The sequence below is a fragment of the Dehalobacterium formicoaceticum genome, from assembly GCF_002224645.1.
GTDB lineage: Bacteria > Bacillota > Dehalobacteriia > Dehalobacteriales > Dehalobacteriaceae > Dehalobacterium > Dehalobacterium formicoaceticum.
Genome location: NZ_CP022121.1, coordinates 1,225,946 through 1,247,878 on the forward strand (window position 1 = coordinate 1,225,946; position 21,933 = coordinate 1,247,878).

21 protein-coding genes and 1 pseudogene are annotated in these 21,933 nt (G+C 44.1%); 19 read left to right on the plus strand and 3 right to left on the minus strand.

The features are described from left to right. Window positions 1–7: 7 nt before the first annotated feature. The 9 genes and pseudogenes from CEQ75_RS19635 to CEQ75_RS06080 all read left to right on the plus strand — a co-directional run. A pseudogene (locus tag CEQ75_RS19635) lies at window positions 8–1,744 on the plus strand (RCC1 domain-containing protein); the annotation flags it as partial. After that, window positions 1,727–1,987 carry a hypothetical protein gene (locus tag CEQ75_RS19640; protein ID WP_476728653.1) on the plus strand — a complete coding sequence of 87 codons (261 nt, stop codon included), beginning with the start codon at window positions 1,727–1,729 and terminating at the stop codon, window positions 1,985–1,987. The pseudogene CEQ75_RS19635 and the gene CEQ75_RS19640, both read left to right, overlap by 18 nt. A gap of 29 nt (window positions 1,988–2,016) precedes the next feature. Further along, window positions 2,017–3,087, plus strand: a complete 1,071-nt coding sequence (locus tag CEQ75_RS06050) for a hypothetical protein (protein WP_089609529.1) — start codon at window positions 2,017–2,019, stop codon at window positions 3,085–3,087. A gap of 183 nt (window positions 3,088–3,270) precedes the next feature. Then, window positions 3,271–6,342 carry an RHS repeat domain-containing protein gene (locus tag CEQ75_RS06055; protein WP_089609530.1) on the plus strand — a complete coding sequence of 1,024 codons (3,072 nt, stop codon included), beginning with the start codon at window positions 3,271–3,273 and terminating at the stop codon, window positions 6,340–6,342. Between the two features lie 58 nt (window positions 6,343–6,400). Continuing rightward, complete coding sequence (locus tag CEQ75_RS06060; protein WP_089609531.1) at window positions 6,401–6,736, plus strand: transposase; 336 nt, start codon at window positions 6,401–6,403, stop codon at window positions 6,734–6,736. After that, window positions 6,663–7,049 carry a helix-turn-helix domain-containing protein gene (locus tag CEQ75_RS19475; RefSeq protein WP_420838524.1) on the plus strand — a complete coding sequence of 129 codons (387 nt, stop codon included), beginning with the start codon at window positions 6,663–6,665 and terminating at the stop codon, window positions 7,047–7,049. The genes CEQ75_RS06060 and CEQ75_RS19475 overlap by 74 nt, the downstream gene beginning before the upstream one ends. An 18-nt stretch (window positions 7,050–7,067) precedes the next feature. After that, on the plus strand, window positions 7,068–7,433 hold the full coding sequence (locus tag CEQ75_RS06070) for a DDE-type integrase/transposase/recombinase (RefSeq protein ID WP_089609533.1): 366 nt from the start codon (window positions 7,068–7,070) through the stop codon (window positions 7,431–7,433). Next, window positions 7,400–7,615: an integrase core domain-containing protein gene (locus tag CEQ75_RS19480; RefSeq protein ID WP_089609534.1), complete on the plus strand. Its 216-nt coding sequence runs from the start codon at window positions 7,400–7,402 to the stop codon at window positions 7,613–7,615. Before CEQ75_RS06070 ends, CEQ75_RS19480 begins: the two co-directional genes overlap by 34 nt. Window positions 7,616–8,299: 684 nt before the next feature. Further along, entirely contained in the window at window positions 8,300–8,440 is a 141-nt protein-coding gene (locus CEQ75_RS06080) for an RHS repeat-associated core domain-containing protein (RefSeq protein WP_089612522.1), read from the plus strand. A 422-nt stretch (window positions 8,441–8,862) separates the two neighbouring features. On the opposite strand, the gene nadE is transcribed toward CEQ75_RS06080, so the two are convergent. Further along, window positions 8,863–10,785: an NAD(+) synthase gene (gene nadE, locus CEQ75_RS06085; protein ID WP_089609535.1), complete on the minus strand. Its 1,923-nt coding sequence runs from the start codon at window positions 10,783–10,785 to the stop codon at window positions 8,863–8,865. A 248-nt stretch (window positions 10,786–11,033) separates the two neighbouring features. Between nadE and argH the strand changes: the two genes are divergently transcribed. Next, on the plus strand, window positions 11,034–12,422 hold the full coding sequence (argH, locus tag CEQ75_RS06090; RefSeq protein ID WP_089609536.1) for an argininosuccinate lyase: 1,389 nt from the start codon (window positions 11,034–11,036) through the stop codon (window positions 12,420–12,422). A gap of 109 nt (window positions 12,423–12,531) precedes the next feature. Next, window positions 12,532–13,377, plus strand: a complete 846-nt coding sequence (locus tag CEQ75_RS06095) for a DegV family protein (protein WP_157677349.1) — start codon at window positions 12,532–12,534, stop codon at window positions 13,375–13,377. Between the two features lie 32 nt (window positions 13,378–13,409). Here CEQ75_RS06095 and CEQ75_RS06100 read toward each other — a convergent pair whose 3' ends face one another. Next, entirely contained in the window at window positions 13,410–14,090 is a 681-nt protein-coding gene (locus CEQ75_RS06100) for a Crp/Fnr family transcriptional regulator (RefSeq protein WP_089609538.1), read from the minus strand. Window positions 14,091–14,201: 111 nt separating this feature from the next. Between CEQ75_RS06100 and CEQ75_RS06105 the strand changes: the two genes are divergently transcribed. Beyond that, on the plus strand, window positions 14,202–14,939 hold the full coding sequence (locus CEQ75_RS06105; protein ID WP_089609539.1) for an ATP-binding protein: 738 nt from the start codon (window positions 14,202–14,204) through the stop codon (window positions 14,937–14,939). A 112-nt stretch (window positions 14,940–15,051) separates the two neighbouring features. Here CEQ75_RS06105 and CEQ75_RS06110 read toward each other — a convergent pair whose 3' ends face one another. After that, window positions 15,052–15,600 (minus strand): pyruvate kinase alpha/beta domain-containing protein, encoded by a 549-nt coding sequence (locus CEQ75_RS06110; protein WP_089609540.1) that lies wholly within the window; start codon window positions 15,598–15,600, stop codon window positions 15,052–15,054. A 174-nt stretch (window positions 15,601–15,774) separates the two neighbouring features. On the opposite strand from CEQ75_RS06110, the gene CEQ75_RS06115 reads away from it, so the two are divergent. The 7 genes from CEQ75_RS06115 (at window position 15,775) to CEQ75_RS06145 (ending at window position 21,923) form a co-directional block, all read left to right on the plus strand. Next, window positions 15,775–16,233: an N-acetyltransferase gene (locus CEQ75_RS06115; RefSeq protein ID WP_089609541.1), complete on the plus strand. Its 459-nt coding sequence runs from the start codon at window positions 15,775–15,777 to the stop codon at window positions 16,231–16,233. A gap of 100 nt (window positions 16,234–16,333) precedes the next feature. Further along, entirely contained in the window at window positions 16,334–16,639 is a 306-nt protein-coding gene (gene yqfC / locus CEQ75_RS06120) for a sporulation protein YqfC (protein WP_242965386.1), read from the plus strand. An 11-nt stretch (window positions 16,640–16,650) separates the two neighbouring features. Further along, window positions 16,651–17,883, plus strand: coding sequence for a sporulation protein YqfD (yqfD, locus tag CEQ75_RS06125; protein WP_089609542.1), 1,233 nt, complete (start codon window positions 16,651–16,653; stop codon window positions 17,881–17,883). Between the two features lie 73 nt (window positions 17,884–17,956). Further along, the gene (locus CEQ75_RS06130; protein ID WP_198306699.1) at window positions 17,957–18,907 is read left to right on the plus strand and encodes a PhoH family protein; all 951 of its coding nucleotides are present in this window, start codon (window positions 17,957–17,959) and stop codon (window positions 18,905–18,907) included. A 19-nt stretch (window positions 18,908–18,926) separates the two neighbouring features. Next, a complete protein-coding gene (locus CEQ75_RS06135; RefSeq protein ID WP_198306646.1) occupies window positions 18,927–21,137 on the plus strand; it encodes an HD family phosphohydrolase in 2,211 nt (736 codons plus the stop codon). Next, entirely contained in the window at window positions 21,067–21,549 is a 483-nt protein-coding gene (gene ybeY, locus CEQ75_RS06140; protein WP_089609545.1) for an rRNA maturation RNase YbeY, read from the plus strand. The genes CEQ75_RS06135 and ybeY overlap by 71 nt, the downstream gene beginning before the upstream one ends. A gap of 2 nt (window positions 21,550–21,551) precedes the next feature. After that, entirely contained in the window at window positions 21,552–21,923 is a 372-nt protein-coding gene (locus CEQ75_RS06145) for a diacylglycerol kinase family protein (protein ID WP_089609546.1), read from the plus strand. Window positions 21,924–21,933: the final 10 nt, after the last annotated feature.

The following is a 21,933-nucleotide window of genomic DNA, read 5'->3' on the forward strand; positions in this document are numbered from 1 at the left end:
CACTGTCTGGGCCTGGGGTAACAATAGCTATGGGAAATTAGGCGACGGAACAACCACCTCACGCTACGCACCGGTGCAGACAGCCGGATTATCCAATGTTACTGCTGTTTCAGCCGGGTATGATTTTAATATTGCACTAAAAAGCGACGGTACTGTTTGGTCGTGGGGCAGAAATCGGTATGGCCAATTGGGTGACGGCACTACTGTGTCCAGGTCTTTACCGGTGCAGGTCAGCGGTTTGCAAAACATCATTGCGATCAGTGCCGGTTGTGAACATGCCTTGGCCATAAAAAGTGACGGAACCGTCTGGGCTTGGGGCAAAAATGGAAAAGGTCAACTAGGTGACGGGACAAACACTACGCGCAATACGCCAGTGCAGGTGACGGGCTTGGATTCTGTCACCGATATCTCCTGCGGCGTGGATCATACCCTGGCCGTAAAAGAAGATGGTACTGTCTGGGCCTGGGGAGACAATTCTTATGGTGCGTTAGGGGACGGCAGCCTGGTGGGCCGTAATATACCGGTCCAGGTCGATGGTTTACTCAATGCCCAAAAGGTCATTGCGGGATATTATTATAGTCATGTGCTGAAAGGTGACGGTACCCTATGGTCGGCAGGCTTCAATAATAGTGGAAGCCTGGGCGACGGTACGACAGCAGACAGCAGCGTATTCAAAATGAATCCATTTCTCACTCAAGTAACAGAGGCGGGGGAGCATAACGGAAGGAACACCATGATCTTAAATGCAGATGGTTCATGCTTTCTGTGGGGGCCTAATAATTATGGTCAGCTGGGACCCGGCACCGATGCCTTTTATGAGAGTGTACCGTTGGAGCTGGGCCTCCAGACATCCATCGTCAAAGGAGTGGCCGGAAGCTATCACTCCATGGTCGTGGAAAACGGTGAAGTCCTGGCCTGGGGATATAATGGAACCGGTGCCTTGGGGGACGGAACAACAACGAATCGCAATACACCGGCAAAGGTACTGCAGCTGCAGCAGGTAATGGGCATTTCCGGCAAGAATCTGCACAGTCTGGCCTTACTGAGTGACGGGACTGTTAAAGCCTGGGGTAATAACAGCCAGGGACAAATAGGTGATAATACAAGAACAGACAGACTCACCCCGGTGTCGGTGTTAAACCTGAATCATGCTATCGGAATAGGTGCCGGTTACTATCACAGTGCTGCCCTGAGAAGCGACGGTACCGTCTGGACCTGGGGGATGAACAGTTCCGGCCAGCTGGGAACCGGGGATTATTACTTTTATCTGGCTCCGGTGCAGGTGAGCAGTCTGAGCGGTGTCAAAGCCATTTCCGTGGGCAGGCAGCATAATCTGGCTCTGAAAAACGATGGTACTGTCTGGGCTTGGGGAGAAAACACATATGGTCAGTTGGGTGATAATACGACGACGAGGCGATCAGTTCCGGTGCAGGTTCTGGCCCTAACCGATATCGTTGCTGTATCAGCCGGCGATAGAAACTCATTGGCCTTGAAAAGCGACGGTACGGTCTGGGCCTGGGGAGGCAGTACGACTCCTTATCCCCCAACGCAAATATCCTCCTTAAGCAATGTAACAGGAATATCCGCAGGGGGTGTGCACAACCTGGTTTTAAAAAGTGATGGCACAGCCTATGCCTGGGGGCAAAACTACTACGGTCAGTTGGGGGACGGCACTACTACTACCAGGGGTGTACCTGTAAAAGTGCAGCGCTTCGGAAACGGTGTTTTGGCGGCGGCCGGATATGATTTTTCTTTAGGTATCAGCAGTGACCAGAATATCTGGACCTGGGGACAGAACACATATGGGCAGTTGGGCGATGGTACCTTTATATCCAATGTCTGGCCCAAACCCAATATTTCTACGGGTCCCAGTTTCTATTATCAATATGACCATAACAATCGTTTAATTATGAGGCAAGGCAATACGCTTTGGCAGTTTATATATGATCAGAACGGAAATCTTTTGTCCAAAGAACCGTTAAATTAATATTCAAGGGATAGAAAGGCGGGTTGATATTGAAAAAAATTATTGCGTGGATATTATTAGTGACATTTTTATTCGGCAGTATGCCGGTACCATCCCTGGCGGCCACTCCATTCAAGGGCTTGGATATCGAAGAGATCTTTAAGGAAGATGACACAACCACCGCAGAGCCAAAATCGATTGTGAATCACCAATATGTGGGCCTGGGCGATGAAGAAGAGGACGATACCCTTGATTTATCCCTGCCCGAAGGCACTGTCCGTATAAATGCACTAAGCGTGTTGGTAAAAAGTATCTTAGAAGAAAATAACAGCTGGGATCGTTTACGAGATTATCCTTTTGAAGGAACGGGTTTTTTACTCCCTTCCAAAACTGGGCTTCCTTCTCCGGAAAAGCCGGTTTCGGAGCCGCTGCCGATTGAAGAAGACGTAGAAGAAGTAAGTGAAGAGCCAGTCTCTGAGCCTGTTAACGATGTGCATGAAGATATTATCCCTGACCCGGATGACGATATGGTTGACGATATAAATGAAGAAACCGTCTCTGACCCGGTTGAATCAGACAGCAGTGAAAGTACCGAAAAAGCTGTGCCGGCTGAAGAAAGCAGAGCGACCCCCGACACATCAGACACAGCGCTTAATGATGAAGATATTGTAACGGAAGAATCCAATCCGGAGTCAGCAGACTATAAGGGAGAGGAAACGGAGCATAACCAAGCAGCTGAAACCGCACCCGAAGGGGCCCCGGCAGGGGATGAGTCTGCCGGTGATGATTCCTCCGACCCTGATATGGATAAACCAAATGAGGAAATACTTGAAGGTAAACCGGATATCTCCCTTGACCCTGCATTATACCCGGAATCAGAGGCAATCATGCAGCAAGTAAGCGAAGAACAGAGCTGGTTCAACAGCCTGGTGGGTCCTTCCATTGCTAATAATGTCCGTAACAATAAATACACAGTTTGGGATGATACCAGTGAAATTGTATCACCCCAAACAGGTGAATTAACCCTGCGCTTCGATGATATCCATTTACCGGGGAGAAACGGTCTGGACTTAAGGATTAGCAGAATTTATCAAAGCAGCCAGGCGCGAACGGGGAAATAGGATATCTCCCCGTTCGAAGATCAGCAAAACAGTTTTTCTTCATATTTTCAGGAGCGTTATAATTTAGGCACCGGCTGGTCCTTCACCTTTCCCTCTGTTCAGGTAGAACAAGACAGCGATCAAGATATTGAAAGCCGAGAGTTATATTATCATAGCGGTAACGGTGAGGTATACCTGGTTAAAATGACTTCACAAACCGGGGATAGCAATCTGGAGAATTATTATCGCAAAGATTGTGAATTCAGGGAAGATACCACCTATGTGTATATGGACGGTACGGAAGGAGACGGTTTGGAAAGTATCCGCTCCCAGTATGTTTTTGAGACGGCGGATAAAACAAAGCAATATTTTGCGGCGGATGGCCGTCTGATGGCGATTATTGACCGATTTGGCAACAAAATTGAGTTTAAGCATAAATTGTTTCCCGTAACCAACCGGGTTGTGAATTACGATTTTGACGACAGCAGCCAGATGGATAGCGGTGTACCCTGGACCTTTAATGAAGGGTACCTTAATATAGCAACTGATAATGGATACCAGGATAATACCTCCTTGCGGTTTGAGCACACTTCTTCAAGAACCACCCAATCTGCTTTTTCCAAGCCGATTAAAGTGACACCCAACCGCAAGCATCGTATCAGCGGTTATTTGGCGGATGCCTTGGATGCGGGAGCCGCCTCTGTGCGCATTCATCAATATTCAAAATGGCGCGGCATCCATTATAATGCATATTTGGGCGGCTGGGTGTCCGGATATTTCCTGGATAAGTCGCCGAACAGTTCACTTGAAATTGCCGAGTCCCGTAACGGCGATAGAAATTGGCGCGGTTTTGAGGAATATTTCACCGTCGACGATGATACCGATTATATCCAGATTGAATTCTTAGCCAAGAGTGCTAAGGGAGATGCCTGGCTGGATAAGGTTTGTGTGGATCAAGTGTACCCTTTGATCACAGAAATCACGGACAGTATCGGCAGGAAGGTTAATTTTCAATACACGGATAATTTTTATGAAGAAGATGGCGAGGATGATAATAAAAATCCCATCACTGTAACCATAAAGGATCCAAGTCTGAGTCAAACAAAAACACTTACTTATCAGCGGGAGGTCATTAATACCCAATCTTATGATTATTTATTTCAAGGGGTCCTTTTAAGTTATAAAAACGGTGAATTGGATATGGATGATTACCAAGTCTATCCGGGGGATGACTATTCCGGTCAAAGAAGATATCCCAGTCTGGTAAGCTACCATGACGGGGAGGATTTATACGAATATAAATACAAACTGAGAACGAACGAATTCTCTTTTGTCAATAAGGAATCTTCAGGAGGCTATGCAACGATTGGTGAGGTGCTAATAAGAAGCGTCTTGTTGCGCAACAGCAGGATCAATTACAATTTTAATGAAACAGGCATTAAGCATTTGGGGAAAAGAGGTTTTTATGAGCAATACTATCTGACCTCCCGGGAAGAACAATACTTAGTTAATAACGACTGGGACAGCGGAGGACATAATAAAAGAACCTACAGCTACGGAGGTACCTATCAGGGAAATCCCTATTACAATGAAACCGGCTACTCGGAGACCTTTTACAGTAATCCTGATTTGCCTAAAAATACAGGGTTTCAATGGACCTGTACCGTAGAGCAGGAGGACGGATTAAAAACTGATTACGTCTTCAAGGGAAGCAGCGTCATGGGCCTCCGTGAAGATCAAAGGGTCACCTACCATTCCGGGGGTGAAAAGGAAACCCTGTACTATGAAGAGTATGACGGGACCTACCATAACCAGCCCCTCCGCATCAAAAGTGTGCAGGAAAATAGCAGCGGCACCTATCTCCTCTATCAGGGCTATACCTATAATACCTGGGGTGGCGTAGCAAAGGAAACGAAACCATTGACCCCGGCCCAATGGGAAGACAGCACCCAAAAGGAACTAAATACTGTGAGCTATACCTATCATCCCACGTATAAGTTTCCTGCATCCACAAGCTATTATCAAAAAGAGGGTGTATTATTAACGGAAAATACCGCTTATACATCCTCCGGCGCTGTTCAGTCCACAACCAATGCCAAGGGGGAAACCACCTATTTTGAATACACGGATGGGGCACACACCGGGAACTGCAGCAAAACCTGGAGGGCACTCCCGAACGGGCAGCAAGAGATCACGGAGTATCAGTATGATACTAATTATGCGGCCTATCCCACCCGGAATGTGCAAAAATATACGGAAGACGGGGTACCTAAAACCAGTACCACCACCCGGCAATATGATTTTCTATGGGGCCATCTGATAAGTGAAGCGGATGCCTTGGGCAATGAAACCACCTATCAATATGATACCCAGGGGCGATTGATGGCTGAATGGTCACCCTGGGATCTGGAAGATAAGAATGGCACCTATATGATTCTGCGTCATTTCGCATATGACAAAGTTCTATTGACGGATTATGGCTATAACGGTCGGGGGGCTTTTCGGGTGCAGACGTCGACCATCCATTTTCGCAGTATCATCGACCGGCCGACTATCAATCGCACCTACGATTATTATGATGATTACGGCAATCTTCTGGTGAAAGAGGAATGGGAGAATGTACAGGGTAATACCCGTGCAACCCAATTCCACTATGGCGACTACGGTCGGTTGGTTTCATCAAAAGATCCCCTCCAACGGGAAACTGTCTACAACATCGATGAATGGGGCCGTCTGAAATCCGTCACCGATGCCCAAAGGAATAAACATTTCTATGAATATGATATTGTACAGCAAAGCAAGGACACCTATTTTCAACCGGCAGGAGGCAGCGGGGAAAACCATTATCGGGAGCGTCACGATGAAAGAGGACGGCTCATCGAGCGCAGAGCCTATCCCGTAAGCGGCGGCACTGGGGTACAGGAAAGCTACACCTATGACCTGAAGGATAATTTAATTCGCCTTACAGACGGGAAAGGAAACCAAACAGATTTTCACTATGACGCTTTGGGTAATGTCAGCGGCATCACCAACGCCTTAGGAGAAAACACAGACTACGCTTACAACCACCTGAACCAAATCAGTGAAATCAAGCAATATGAGAACAGCCAAAGCATCATTAACAGCAAAGCTTATGACGAAAGGGGCGCTTTACTCTCACAAACCAGGCCCATGGGTGAGACCCGGACATATGTTAATAACGCCGCCGGATTGCCTGTTTTGATGACGGATGCCACAGGCAAATATAATGTACCCATAGAACAAGACACGATTTGAAAAAATGAAGTGACAATAGTAAAATGAAACGATATAAAAACTGAGGAGAAAAGCATATATGGAACGACGTCAATTTACACCTGAATATAAAACTAAAATCGTGCTTGAAATATTAAAAGAAGAAATATCAATTGGCGAGATAGCCAGTAGGGAGAATATTAATCGAACACAGCTTCAAAACTGGAAAAAAGAGTTTTTAGAAAATGCAAGCCGTGTATTCGCGCAAAGCAAAACCGAACGTGAAGCTCAGCAAATGGTAAGGGAGGCAAATGAGAGAGAGCAGAATTTAATGGTTAAAATTGGTCAGCTCGCCGTTGAGAATGACTGGCTCAAAAAAAAATCTGCTCAAGTGCTCGGATCCAACTGGGAGAATAAATCTGGTTTCAAAAAATGAGAAATTGCCTGTGAAGCGTCAATGTGAGCTACTGAAAGTAAATCGAACAAGTGAATATTACAAACCCATAAAGCCTTCAAATGAAGACTATGAAAGAGAAGAATATATAAAAGCAAGGCTTGATTATTGGCACACAAAAATGCCTTATTTAGGTGTCAGGCGGCTTGTTAGAAAACTGCGAGGGGAGGATAATATTACAATAGGAAGGAAGCTGGTAAAAAGGTATATGGCTGAGATCGGGATATATTGTATATTCCCAAAACCTAATTTGTCAAAACGAAATCTACAGCACAAAGTGTTTCCGTATCTATAAAAAAATGTGAGTATATTTATGCCAAATCAAGTATGGGCAATAGACATCACATATATCAAAATGGGAAAGTCACATATGTATTTGACTGCAATAATTGATTGGTATAGCCGCTATATTGTAGGATGGGAGCTATCAGACAGCCTTGATACTGCCCCGGTTTTGGAGGCTGTTAAGAAAGCAATTTCCCAATATGGTATCCCGGTAATTATCAATTCCGATCAAGGAAGCCAATTTACAAGTACTGAATATACAAGTTATCTTAAGGTGATGTTCCGGATCACTGGCCACGATGGAGATGTTCAAGTACTGAATATACAAGCTATCTTAAGGGACAAAAAATACGTCAAAGCATGGATGGCAAGGCCCGTTGGGTTGATAATGTAATCATAGAAAGATGGTTTAGGAGTCTAAAGTGTGACAATATCTACATCAATGAATACGTAACACCAAGGGAACTCCGGCAAGGGATCAAGGCATATGTCAATGAATATAATAATGAACGTCCTCATCAAAGTTTAGGATATCAATATCCTACACAGGTATATAGTTCATTGTTTGCGGCTTAATATGGCTTCCGGCAGTAGTATAAGACCTTGGGGCTCTGCCCCAATCCCTGTCCTCGCCGGATGGCAGCCCGGTCTGTCATAACAGACCGGGAAACAACAGGATATGGATCCGCAATGGTTGTCAAGGGTCTTCGGCTACGCCTACGATGAACGAGCAGAAACCGCTCGCCCTTGACAATCCGGGCATTACATGGCATAAACGCTAAGAGAGTATTAGGAATACTTTGGAATAGATTCAGTGATTGTGGTGGCAATAGCTGAACTTGAAGTGTCACTTAAATTTTAAAAATTTTGTCTTGACAAGGAGGACACTTTAGTAAACTAAGATTGATGGTGTAACAGTTGATAGATTTAAAGAAATAACCATTTCGGAGGATCATGGGGACGGGGGAGCCACGAGGACTGTTCCTGAAGGATTCATCGGAAGTTTTGTTGTAAAAAAAGGCTCAACAGTCAGATAAGCACTAATTGTTGAGCTGTTCTCCCCTCTCTTCAATTCCTTTGACAATCTGATACGGGCTTTCACCCCTATTATATTCAAAGAAACATCCGCTTTCGTTTATTTGAAGGCGGTTGTTTTTCTATATGAGAATGAAATTAATAGCAAAGCAAGGATACCTATTTTCAACCGACAGGGGGCAACGTTGAAAACCATTACCGGGAGCGCTATGATGAAAGAGGCCGATCCTTTATGCGGGAGAGTACTATGATGAGGAGAGTGGGCTTTATTACCTCAGGGCTAGGTATTATGATCCCACCGAGGGCAGGTTTATTTCGGAGTACAGCAATGAGGGAAAGGTCACTAATCCCCTAAGCTTGAATTGATATACCTATTGCGAGAATGATCCCATCAAAATGTGGATCCAGATGGAAAACTCCAACAGCTGTTTACTTATATTTGACGGCAGTCGCAAATTCCCCTGTTACTCAGAGAGATCTTGCTTTTGTTTCTGATGACATTGCAAAGGTAATTATCTGGAAGCAGCCTTGGATGCAATTGGCGCATCCGTACCAGGCTAATCGAAATTTGGCAAAAAGGTAGTGACGCCATTAAATGGTTGTCGGGAAAATCAACCTTTAGATAGGGGCTGAAACTAGTCAGCATATAGTTAGCAGAACATCTTTAACTTCGCCAACGATCATATATTTTGCATTTCAGAAGGGTTTTTGCCTACAAAGTAGCTCAACAGTCAGAAAAACTCTGATTGTCGAGCTGCTTTGACTAAGTCAAGTTTTTAAGTTTTAAATTAAGATGGAATACAGGAATCTCCGCCTGAGACCAGAATATCTTGCTTTAATTGGGCATATTTTTTCGTAAAATAAGACCCGTTTTGCGCTTCCCGGTGATCTAGGCCAAAAGCACGGGGGCTTAAGGCCAGAATGGGCGGAGCTTGGATTCTTTTGGCAGCGCCCATGCCGGTGTATTGTTTCCACCAATATTCCAAATCATCAATAAAATCCTTGTCCTCAGGAAATATTGATTTAATTAACCCGGGTTGACAGCCGATTTTTTCTTCCAGGATACCTTGCTGATACCATGCTAATATATCTTCCGGGGTTTTGCGTTCCCAAGGTTCAATAAAAGCACGGAAGAGGTAATCATGATAAGGATAACGGATGGGATCCCCTTTTCCTTCATCCACATTTTGCATGGGTGAGAGCTCGGCACTGGGTACTAAATCAATCATCTGTTGAGGGATCACTTCCGTGCCAAATATCTCCCGGTTTACATACTGAGCCAGGTCATAGACCTGATGTTTCCACAGATCTCCCAAGGCAGCCAAGAAACCGGCCTGATCCCCATAAAGGGTGGCATATCCTACTGTGGCCTCGCTTTTATTGGCATTGCAGGTAAAACCCCCACCAAAGATCGCGGACAAACTAGCTAAGATGCGGGCAGAACGATCCCGAGCCTGGATATTTTCTTTGACAAAGGAGCTAACTGCAAGGTTGATTTCATTTTTCCCGGATAGATGGATTATGGGAGTCCCTTCAATTTGTTTGACGGTGTAATCCACCGCTTCCTGGATAGGAAAGACGGCATAATAACAGCCTAAATTTTCCGCCAGTTGATAAGCCAGACCTTTCGTTGTTTCCGAGTTATAGATGCTGGGCATATTCACCAGGAGTATGTTTTCATGGCCTAAGATCAGGGTATACAGGCAGGCATTTAAGGCGGAATCTATTCCGCCGGAAAGACCGATCACTACCTTCTTCATACCGATGGAATCCAGGAACCATTTCGTTCCATAGGTCAGTGCCTGGTAAATGGCTTTAATACCTCTATCATCGGGGATTTTAGGTTTTGGGACTCCGATGTCCTCCCTTGCTGCATAATCAATAATTTTTAAATCAGGGGTAAAAGGTGCACAAAGGTCAACCAGTTCTCCTTGTCCGTCATAAAAAGAGCTTACACCGTCGTAGGGCAAGATGTTTTTACCGTTGTTTTGGATCCCGGTATGATTGACATAGGCAAAGGGGACGCCCCATTCTTTCACCTGACGGGATAAAATTCGGTTTCTTTGATAGTTTTTACCTGAGGCGAAGGGGGAACTGGCAATATTGATAAAGAGGTTCACCGGGCTGTTCTGGAGAGTGGCAGCCATGCGTTGTTTTAGGATATCATCATCGTCCCGGCCATCCTCACCCAGTAGACATCCCAGACGCAAGGGCTGGTTATTTAAAATGAGATGAACCGGTTGAAATAGCTGCTGAATATCCATTTTTTCTTCTGCGGCAAACTGGGACAGGCTGAAAAAATGCCTGGAATCATCAAAGAGCCGGTAATCAGAGTTATCCGTCTTGATACGATAAGGATAAGGGAAATTATCATCGCCCCATAATTTCCCTTGATAAGCAAAAAAGCAGGCATTATATTTCCGTACCCGCCCATCTGCTCCCCGGCGCTCCCAGTCAACAGCTACGTTACCAAAAACAATACAGATATCCCGGGATAATTGAATGATTTCTTGACCCCAGGAAACACAGTCACTCAGATAAGATGATTGTTCCCAGGTATCTCCCAATAAATAGCCGGGAATGCACAATTCCGGGAAAATGATTAATTCTGCTCCCTGATCTTTGGCTTCCCGGATCATCTTTTTCATGGTTTGGGTGTTCAGATCAGGTCTCCCAGGGACGACCTGCATTTGCCCTAATGCGATTTTCATGTAGCATTCCTCCACAAAATAATTTATCTGATAACTAACTGCCACTAATACCAAAAACTCTGTTTATAAGTATTATCTCCTATTTTCGCGATAAAAAAGCAATATCCTTTTAAATGGAACCAGGGTGGAAAAATTCTTGATAAAAGCCCGTGATTATTTTCATTGGCTGTTTAATTTGATATACTACAGGAGAACAAGGATTTTCAGAAATTCTTCAAAGAAAATGAGGATGAAGCGGGGGCTTGATTATGAAATTGTGGGGCGGACGGTTTGCCAAAAAAACCGATTATTTGGTTGAAGATTTTCATTCTTCGATCTCTTTTGATCAAAGATTGTATCGTCAGGATATTCAAGGATCCATAGCCCATGCCCGGATGCTGGGCAAACAAGGAATTATCACCATAGAGGAAGCGGATCAATTGGCAAGAGCGCTGGAATCTATTCAGCAGGATATTGAAGCAGGCCTGGTAACATTTGAGGTAGATGCGGAAGATATTCATATGAATATCGAAAAAATACTGACGGAACGAGTAGGTGAGGCAGGTAAAAAGCTGCATACTGCCCGGAGCAGAAATGATCAAGTCGCCCTTGATATCCGTTTATACTTAAAAGAAGAAATTAAGGAAGTGGCAAGACTCCTGGTTGCTTTACAAGAAGTGCTGCTTGATTTGGCGGATCAGCATCTGACGACAGTGATGCCCGGTTATACCCATCTGCAAAAAGCACAACCCATAACCTTTGCCCATCATTTGATGGCTTATTTTCAAATGTTTACCCGAGATATCGAGCGTCTCCAGGATTGCTTTAAGCGAGTGGATGTGATGCCCTTAGGGTCCGGTGCTTTAGCTGGAACCACCTTTCCCATTGACAGAAATTATGTCCGGGAACAATTGGGCTTTGCCGGGATTACCATGAACAGCTTGGACGGGGTCAGTGACCGGGATTTTGCCGTGGAATTTTGCGGGGCAGCTTCTTTAATTATGATGCACCTATCCCGTTTTTCCGAGGAAATTGTCCTTTGGTCCAGTAACGAGTTTAGGTTTATTACCCTGGATGACGGCTTTAGTACCGGCTCTTCCATTATGCCCCAAAAGAAAAACCCTGATGTAGCAGAATTGGTACGGGGGAAAACGGGACGAGTCTACGGGGATTTAATGGGTCTCCTTACCGTATTAAAAGGGCTCCCATTGGCTTATAATAAAGATATGCAGGAAGATAAAGAGGCCTTATTTGATGCTGTGGATACAGTTAAAAAATGTCTCTTAGTCTTTGCCCCCATGATTGAAACCATGAAAGTCAACAAACAGGTGATGCGTTCAGGAGTTACCGACGGCTTTATCAATGCCACAGATGCTGCCGATTATCTGGCAGCCAAAAATGTACCTTTCCGTGAGGCTCATGAGATCGTAGGAAAAATGGTATTATTCTGTGAGCAAAAAGGCAAGTCTCTCGAGGAGCTGACTTTTGAGGAAATGAAAGAATTTTCGCCTGTGTTTGAAGAAGATATTTATGAAAAAATATCACCGGAAAAATGTGTCGAAGCAAGGAATGTGCCGGGAGGTCCTGCCCCTCAAGCAGTTTCAGCAGCTATAAATCTTGGGCGGGAAGCCTTGGCCAAAATTTTAGTTTGGTTATAAAATTGAGCAAAATAAAACTTTGAAAATCAAGGGCAAAAGACCATAGCATTTAGTTAAAGATGATGCTTAAATAGGTAATTATTATTTTAATTAATGAGGAGGGATTTCTGTGGTCAGGAAAATTGCCCTTGTTACGGATAGTACCAGTGACTTAACGGCAGATTACGTGCGCCAACATAATATCCATGTCATACCACTGAAAGTTGTATATCGGGACAGGGATTATTTAGACCGGGTGGAAATCCAACCCCAGCAGATATATGAAAGATTGGAACAGGAAGTACCGACCACATCCATGCCTTCGGTAGGGGAAGTTAGTAAATTTTACGCCCAATTAATCAAAGAAGGTTATGAGGAAATCCTCTCTATTCATATTTCCAGCGGTCTGAGCGGAACCGTAAATTCGGCACGCTTAGCTGCGGATAATTTTCCCTACACAAATATTGAAGTTGTGGATTCCCGAACTATCTCCATGGGTACTGGGTTGTTGGTACAACAAGCAGCGGATTTTATCAAACAAGGGGTGAGCCTGGAGTCCATCGTAGCAAAATTACAAGAAATCAGAGCGCATATATCTGTCATATTTATTGTCAAGACTTTGGAGTATTTGAAAAAAGGCGGCCGTATCGGCTATGTATCTGCAACTATGGGGAGTTTGTTGGATTTAAAACCGATTATTGCTGTCAATGAGGAAGGGAAATATTTTACAATGGCCAAGATCCGGGGCAGAAAAAGATCCCTGGAAAAAATATTGGAGTTGGCTAAAGAAGCAGCAGAAAAACAAAGACTCAAATTGATTGTCATGCATGGAGATGCTCTGGAAGAGGCAAGATATATTTTTAATGAACTAAAAAAAAGCAGTAGGTTCAAAGATATTAGTCTGGGAGAAGTAGGACCGGTAATTGGAGTCCATACGGGACCTGGGGTTGTAGGAATTGTTTTCCGTCCGGTATAAGGATTGAGTTTTTTAGATGTTTAGAACACTGTTTATTCCAGCAAACAGTCCGTCAATTGTTGAAGGTCTTTGATGTGAACAGTGTTTTTTTTCATGTCGATCCATCCCTCGTCCCGCATTTTGATCATTTCCCGAGATAAAGACGGACGCTGAATACCCATATGTTCTGCAATTACTTCTTTGGAAAAAGGCAATTGAATGGTGAGTTTTCCTTGCTTCTGGTATTCCTCCAGGAGAAAATAGGCGATTTTTTGTCTGATGGTGCCCAGAGAAAGTTCTTTGATTTTTTTGTTCAGCATTAAGATTCTTTCCGAAAGCAGGTTCATAAAGCTTTCCAAAAAGACAGGATGTCTGCGGCATAAAGAGATAACAGCGCTCTTTTGAAGAAAGAGAATTTGAGCCGGAGTGCGGCTGACCACAGTGCCGGGATAGAGATGAACCTTAGAAAAGATCAGTGCTTCTCCAAAAATATTTCCTGTCTTAAGATGAGCCATGGTGACTGTTTTGCCTGAAGCGTAGATTTTTTGAATTTCGATTTTCCCGGACAGTATCATTCCCAGGCGATCGCAGTTTTCCCCCTCTTCGGCAATCAAGGCATCCTTGGGATATGTCATAACCTTGGCAGGAACATTTTCCATGAGTTCTTTGATTTCCCGGTCACTGAGTTGTTGAAAGAGAGGACTTTTTTGCAAGACAGATAAATACTGTTCCATAAAGCTTCCTTTCTAATTCTAAAAAGTTTTTCTCTCCGTAACATTTGTTACATAGATCTATTATAAACTATCTTATAATATGGTTAAAGCTTAACGGAGGAGGAAATAAAAATGAAAAGAAATATTATTCAGATCGATGAGGAAAAATGTAACGGTTGTGGATTATGTGCTACCGCCTGCCATGAAGGCGCCATAGAGATTGTGGACGGCAAAGCCCGTTTAATTAGCGATAAATACTGTGACGGTTTGGGGGATTGTCTTCCTACCTGTCCCACCGATGCCATTAAAATGATTGAAAGAGAAGCAGATGCATATGATGATGATGCGGTGCAGGCGTTAAAGAAGGAGAAAGAGGATAAAAGCACTTCGGAAGAGCCTAAGCTGCCTTGCGGATGCCCCGGCACCATGGCCAAAATGATTAAAAGAGATAAAACAACGGAAGTTACCCAAAAGGAAGCAGCTCCGGATACATCGGGATCCAGACCTTCGGAACTGACTCAATGGCCGGTGCAGCTGAAACTCATCAATTCTAAAGCCGATTATTTACATGGAGCCAATCTTTTGGTTGCTGCAGATTGTACAGCCTTCTCCTATGGGGATTTTCACCGGAATTTCATCAAAGATCATACTGTAGTAATTGGTTGTCCCAAATTAGATGACAATCAGTATTATACTGATAAATTATCAGAGATTTTGGCAGGTAATGATATTAAAAGTATTACTGCAGTAAAAATGGAGGTTCCCTGCTGCAATGGTATTGTCCAGGCAGTTAAACAGGCCATGCTAAACACCCAGAAAATTGTCCCTTATCGGGAAGTAACCATCGGTTTGGATGGGAGCATTCGCTAAAGCTCCTCCCCTAATCATGATGGAGAGATGTTTATTATATCAAAAAAGCCGGACGAAATTAGTTCGGCTTTTTTGATTAATTTTAAGGGTATATGAGGTTTGATGTTCTTTCCTAATGGCCTCGGGGCATGCAGATAATTTCTTTAATATTGGTTTGAAAGATATGAGTGCTGTGCGCCGGAGTAAGGACCATCCCGGTATCAACTCCTGTCCCGGTGCCACCTACTGCTATGATTTCATCACCGTAAGGGATCAGTCCGGCATCCAGAGCCATGACGGCTATTTCTACGCACACTTTTGCCCCTTGTCCAAACATGCGTAAGGTATCGGCGATGATTTCAGCAGGATATACTCCCTGATGCTTCAAACGTAATGCCCTGTCTACACCTGCCAAGAGATGGGTAGTGGTTAAAACCTTGATCCCTTCCTTTTGGAATAAAAGGCGGTTTTCTTGAGAAAGTTCATCCTCGCCAGGATTACGAAAACCCACATGATGGGTAACACAAATAATATTCAAACCACAGCCGATATATTGCTGGGCTGTTTCACCGGTACATGATGCCACTACCAGGTGTTTGATTCCTAATTCCTTTGCTCTCTTAACTGTAGCTTCTACGGTTTCCGAGGTGTTGGCCTTGCCCTTCTTTTCGAATAGTATCATGATAAGACCTCCTATGATAGTTTGGTATGCTTTATTTTACCAAAATGCATGGAAAAAGTCATTTTATCAAAGAAAAATTCAGAGTTTGCGAAAGGCTTCTAAAATCTATATTGATGATCAATAAAGGTAGTGATATAATAAGCTTATTTTATTTTGGGGGGGAGGAGACAAAGCATGATCTATAGGAAAGCAAAAATGACAGATGTGGAATCTATCCATCGATTAATTTATAATTATGCTAACCAAGGTTTAATGTTGGCTCGTTCGCGCAGCTCTATATATGAAAACTTGCGGGAATTTACAGTAGCAGAAGATGGGGGAACTGTGGCAGGCATCGGGGGCTTGCATATTTTGTGGCATGATTTAGGAGAGATTCGGTCTTTGGCTATTGATCCCTCTTATACAAAACAAGGTATTGGCCGTCACCTGGTGGAATTATTGGAGCAAGAAGCGCTGGCATTGGGCTTACCAAAATTATTCGCTTTAACTTATCAACCGGTTTTTTTTGCTAAATGCGGTTTCCAGGAGGTAGAAAACAACATTTTACCCCAAAAGGTCTGGAAAGAATGTATTAATTGTCCTAAATTTCCGGATTGTGATGAGCAAGCAGTGCTGAAAATTCTGCAAAAATAATTAAATAAATGGTTTAGTAAAAAGCACAACGTCTGTTGTGCTTTTTTCATATCTTGCCCTTCATTGGAATAAATTGTGATAAGGAAGGGGAGACGTTGGATTGAAAAGGAATAAGCAAATACTCAAAAGCCAGCGGGCTAAATTTAAAAGCGCCTTTGTCAATGTCCTGGAAATTCCTACGGATATTGCGTTAAATTTACCCCGGATCACTCTGCTGGGTAATCTTCAATTGAATATAGAAAATCATAAAGGAATCGTGGAGTATGGTGAAAACAAAATCAGGATCGCCGTAACCAGAGGCTATCTGGAGATTCAGGGAAAAGACCTTGTTCTGAGGAATATACAATTGGATGAAATCATGATCAACGGAGAAATCACCCATCTGGAAATAAAAATTACCGGTTAGGAGAGACCGCCGTGAAAAAGCTGCTAAATTATTTATTGGGTTATGTGATCATCAGCATCAAAGGGGAAGGAGTAGAACGCTTTTTGAATATTGCCCTTCAGCGGGGCATGAACCTTTGGGATATTAAGCGGAAGAAGGATGGTACTGTCCAAGCCCAGGTGCATTTATCTGCCATCAAGCCATTGCGGCATGTAGCCCGAAAAAGCCGCTGTTCTTTCCGCATCGTGGGAAGGGCCGGTCTGCCCTTTCAATTGAAGTCTGTTAAGAAGAGAAAATCCATGGTCGTCGGCGGCATCCTTTTTTTGGCCGGTTTGTATGTTCTCTCTTCTTTTGTTTTCTTTATTGATGTGACCAGCCAGGAACCGATCAAAAATGTGAGTTCGGAAACGGTGAAGCGTCTGGCCAGGGAAAAAGGGGTGGTGGTTGGACGTCCTAAATGGTTGATGGATTTTACGGATACGGAAAAATATTTAATGAATCAAATGCCCCAGTTATCCTGGGTAAACGTTAGCGCTCAGGGCACCAAGGTGGAAATTGAAATCGTGGAAAAGGTTCTGCCGGAGCCGGGGGAAAAGGACAAAACCCCGGGTAACGTGGTGGCGTTTAAAGATGGAGTGGTTACGGAAATCTTAGTAATGCGCGGCCAGGCCCGGGTTGCTTCCGGAGATACGGTTTCCAAAGGGGAGGTTTTGATTTCCGGTTTAATCTTGCCTCTAGCAGGGGAGGCGGCGCCTCCGTCATCGTCTCCATCTCCGGACACTGAACCGGAATTGGTGCGGGCTGATGGTATTGTCCGGGCTAAGGTTTGGTATCGGGGGTATGGGGAATGCCCCATCGTGGAAAAAGAAGAAAAGCTCACGGGAAAAAGTACTCGTTCCGTTACCTTAAAATGGGGTGATCGGCAGTTTGGTCTTTGGGGTGACAAAGAAAGCCCCTATCCATTAGGCACCGAGAAGATTACTTCGAAAAAAATCAATTGGCCTGGAGCTAAAGGTTCTCCTCTGGAAATCATCATTACCACCTATGGGGAAGGAAAAATCACAGAAAAAAATTGGGGTGCTGAAGGAGCAAAGAGTCAGGCTGTACAAAAGGCACTGCTAACGATACAACAGAGAATTCCTCCTCAGGCCCAAATCGTCAATCAGGAAGTTAAACCCTTAGATGAAGGTGGGGATGTGGTAAAGAGAGTTTTCGTGGTCATTGAAACTGAAGAGGAAATTGGCAAATTTCTTGCCATTGAGTAATAATTCAAAAGAATGTATAATGAGGTGAACTATAATTGCCAAATTTTATCGGGGAGGTATGCGTTTTTTGACGGTGCATCAGGAACTAAAGTTGACGATTGGCAGCAATGGGCAAGCGGCGAATTTGCTGGGCCAAAGAGATGAAAACTTAAGAATTTTGGAGAAAAATCTTCAGGCGGGGGTTGTGGTGCGCGGTGATCAAGTTATTCTCACCGGCTCTCCCGAGGAATTGGAGAAGGCCCAGCGTGTTTTTGAACATCTCCTTACTTTAGCGAAGGCAGGTGTGATGATTACACCTCCTGCGATCAATTACGCTTTGAGCGTGATCAGTCAGGATCAAAGACAAATTGCAGAAAAATTAACAGAAAATATTTATGTCACGTCCCGGGGAAAACAAATTAAGGCAAAAACCTGGGGACAGTATCAATATATCCAGTCCATAAGAAATAACAGTCTTGTTTTCGGCATCGGTCCGGCGGGTACGGGAAAAACGTATTTGGCGGTGGTAATGGCGGTGGTAGCCTTAAAGAACAAAGATGTGAAACGGATCATCTTAACCAGACCTGCCGTGGAAGCAGGAGAAAAACTGGGTTTCTTACCCGGGGATTTACAGGATAAGGTAGATCCTTATTTAAGACCTCTCTATGACAGTTTGTACGACACCCTGGGTATGGATGCCGCCCAGAGATTAATGGAGAAAAATACGATTGAGGTAGCACCTTTGGCTTATATGCGGGGCCGCACCTTGGATGATGCTTTCATAATTTTGGATGAAGCCCAAAATACCACCCCTCAGCAGATGAAAATGTTTTTAACCAGAATCGGGTTTGGTTCCAGAGCCGTGGTAACCGGTGATATTACCCAGGTGGATTTGCCTCAGGGACAGCAATCCGGTTTGGTTCAGGTGCAAAAAATAATGCAGGATATTTCTGGGATCGATTTTTGTTATTTAACCCAAGCGGATGTGGTACGTCATCCATTGGTGCAGAAAATTATTCTCGCTTATGAAAAAAACGGAATGTAACTCCCAAGGAGTGATGACTATGTTTAAGGGGCAGGATTTAAAAGGTTATGCTCCCCCTTCCGTAGTAAAATTTTTCAATAATAATACTGCACGCCGTTTTCTCTGGTGGGTCATCTTTTTCTTACTAAGTTTTATGATTCTGAGCATGAATTTTCTGCCGGATCAAGAGGTTTTGGAAGAAGGGGCAATTGCCCCCAGGGATGTTTTTTATGGCGGAGGCACAGTTACTTTTACCAGTGAAATCAAAACAGAAGAAGCGCGCAAAAATGCAGCCCAGGGAATACCCCAGATATACCGGGATGATCCCCAGGCTCTTTCTCGGATAACCGCTGAAATTAAGGAATTGTTTAAAAAGTTTCAGAGTATCCAAAACGATCAGACATTGGGAGCCGATGGGCAAAAAGTCCAGATTGAGACCCTCTTAGGAGAGACTTTAACCACGGAGCAGTTTAAAATTTTAATTCAAGGGAATGATGCTGCCCTTCAGGGACTGGAAGCGGGAATTATTGGGATTATTGAGCTCGCTATGGCAGAAGAGGTAAAAGAAGAACAATTGGAAGCGGTAGAAAAAGAAATTTCCGCAGAGGTTGCTGCTCTTAATATCAACGATGCTTTTAAGGTACTTTTAACCGGGATTGTGCACCAGGCCAAGCTTGAACCCAATCGTGTCTACGACCCGGTAGCCACAGCGAAAGAGGTGGAGCTAAAAATAGCCCAGGTAGAACCGGTACAGGTCACGGTGCGATCCGGAGAAAAGCTGGTGGAAAAGGGAACCGTTGTAACGGCAGGGCAAATTGAAGCGCTGCAATTTTTGGGTTTGCAGCGGGAAGGAACCTCAGCATTAATTTTTGTCGGCTTGTTTGGCTTTGTCGTCATTACTTATGGCTTACTGATGTACTATATCAGAAGCTATAAGCCCATCATTCAAAAACAAGATTCCAATATTATTCTGATTGGACTTTTGCTTAATGTGACTTTAATAATCGCCAAAATTATCGGCTCAATTCACATCTCAGACAGGCCGGAAATCGCAGCCCAAGTGTTCTATGCTATTCCCATTGCTGCTTGTTCCATGTTAGTCGCCATCTTAATGGATGTGCGCACTGCTTCCCTGATTACGGTTCTGCTTAGTCTGTATTTGGGTGTGATGACTAACGGCCAAATGGTCTACAGCACCGTGGTCATAATCGGGGGCCTGGTTGCAATTTATCGGGTGGCGGGTCTCACTCAAAGATCCCAATTGGTCCGGGTCAGCATTGATATTGGCTTTGTCAGCGCTTTAACGGTGATTGTCTTTGGATTAATCTGGAGTCAATCTCCAACAGTGATTGGTATAGGTGCGGCCATGGGGATTTTGAATGGAATCTTGGCATCTATTTTTACCATTGGCACACTGCCTTTTTTAGAATCAGCTTTTGGTATTACTACCTCCGTCAAACTCCTGGAGCTTTCCAGCCCCAGTCACCCCTTAATGAAAAGATTGATGATGGAGGCCCCGGGCACATACAATCATAGTATTTTGGTGGGTAATCTGGGAGAAGCTGCGGCCGATGCCATTGGTGCCGATTCCCTTTTGGTGCGGGTCGGCTCCTATTATCATGATATCGGAAAAATAAAAAGGCCTTATTTCTTTACCGAAAATCAACCGGCTGCCGAAAATCCCCATGACAAAATTACCCCTACCCTGAGCACTTTAATTATTATTTCGCATGTGAAGGATGGCATTGAACTGGCCAAGGAACATAAATTTCCGCGGCTGATCTTGGACATTATTGAACAGCATCATGGCAACAGTTTAGTCTCCTATTTCTATCATAAGGCCAAGGAAGGAGATAAAGGGGAGGGTATTCTAGAATCTGATTTTCGCTATCAGGCACACAAACCTCAGAATAAGGAAGTGGCCATTATTATGTTAGCAGACAGTGTTCAGGCAGCAGTCCAGGCTATGGACAAACCAAGCAAGGGCTCTATTGAAACAAAGGTACGGGAAATTGTTAAAAGCAAACTGGATGACGGTCAATTAAGTGATTGTGATTTGACCTTTAGGGATATTGAAGCCATTATCCAGGCTTTTTTAGTAGTTTTGAACGGCATGTTTCATAGCAGAATTGAATATCCTGACCAGATCGCGAAAGAAATGGAAAAGGGGAAATTGAAAAATGGAGTTAATCATCAGGAATCAACAAGACAAGATCAACCTTCCGCCGGAAATGGAAAAGCTGCTCTCTGATGTGGTGGCAGAAGTCCTGAAAGCAGAGGCCGAACATATGGAGTGGGAGGTGAGTATCCTTCTGGTCGATGACCGGGAGATCAGCTCCTTAAACCGGAACTACCGTGGGATTGACCGGCCCACAGATGTTTTATCCTTTGCAATGGAAGAGGATTTGGCGGGCGTTGATCTGCCGGAATTTATTGTCCCGGAGGACAACCCAATTTTGGGGGATATTGTCATCTCTGTAGAGACTGCGCAAAGGCAGGGGGAAGAATATGGTCATTCCCTGGAACGGGAAATGGGCTTTCTTACGGTCCATGGCATGCTTCATTTGTTGGGTTATGATCATGAGACGGAAGACGAACGGACGGAAATGCGCGGCAAAGAAGAAAAAGTTTTATTAAAATTAGGTTTATTCAGGGAAGAATAGCTATGCACAAGAAATCAAGTAATTTTTTAGAAAGCATAAGTTTTGCGCTCAGCGGCATTATTCATGCCTACCGTACCCAGCGCAATATGCGCATCCACAGTTTTTTTGTGCTGGTCGTTTTGTTTTTTGCCCTCTTGTTATCCCTGACCAGGATTGAAATGGCGATTTTGATTTTGACGATGCTGATGGTGCTTACTTTGGAAATGGTCAATACTGCCTTGGAAGCCGTTGTGGATATGGTCACGGAGGAGTACTTACCCTTGGCGAAAATTGCGAAAGATGTAGCGGCCGGGGCTGTATTTTTAGCTAGCCTGGGTGCGGTGTTAATCGGTATACTTATTTTTGGGCCGAATATTTGTCAGCTGTTCAAATAAGACATGGAGG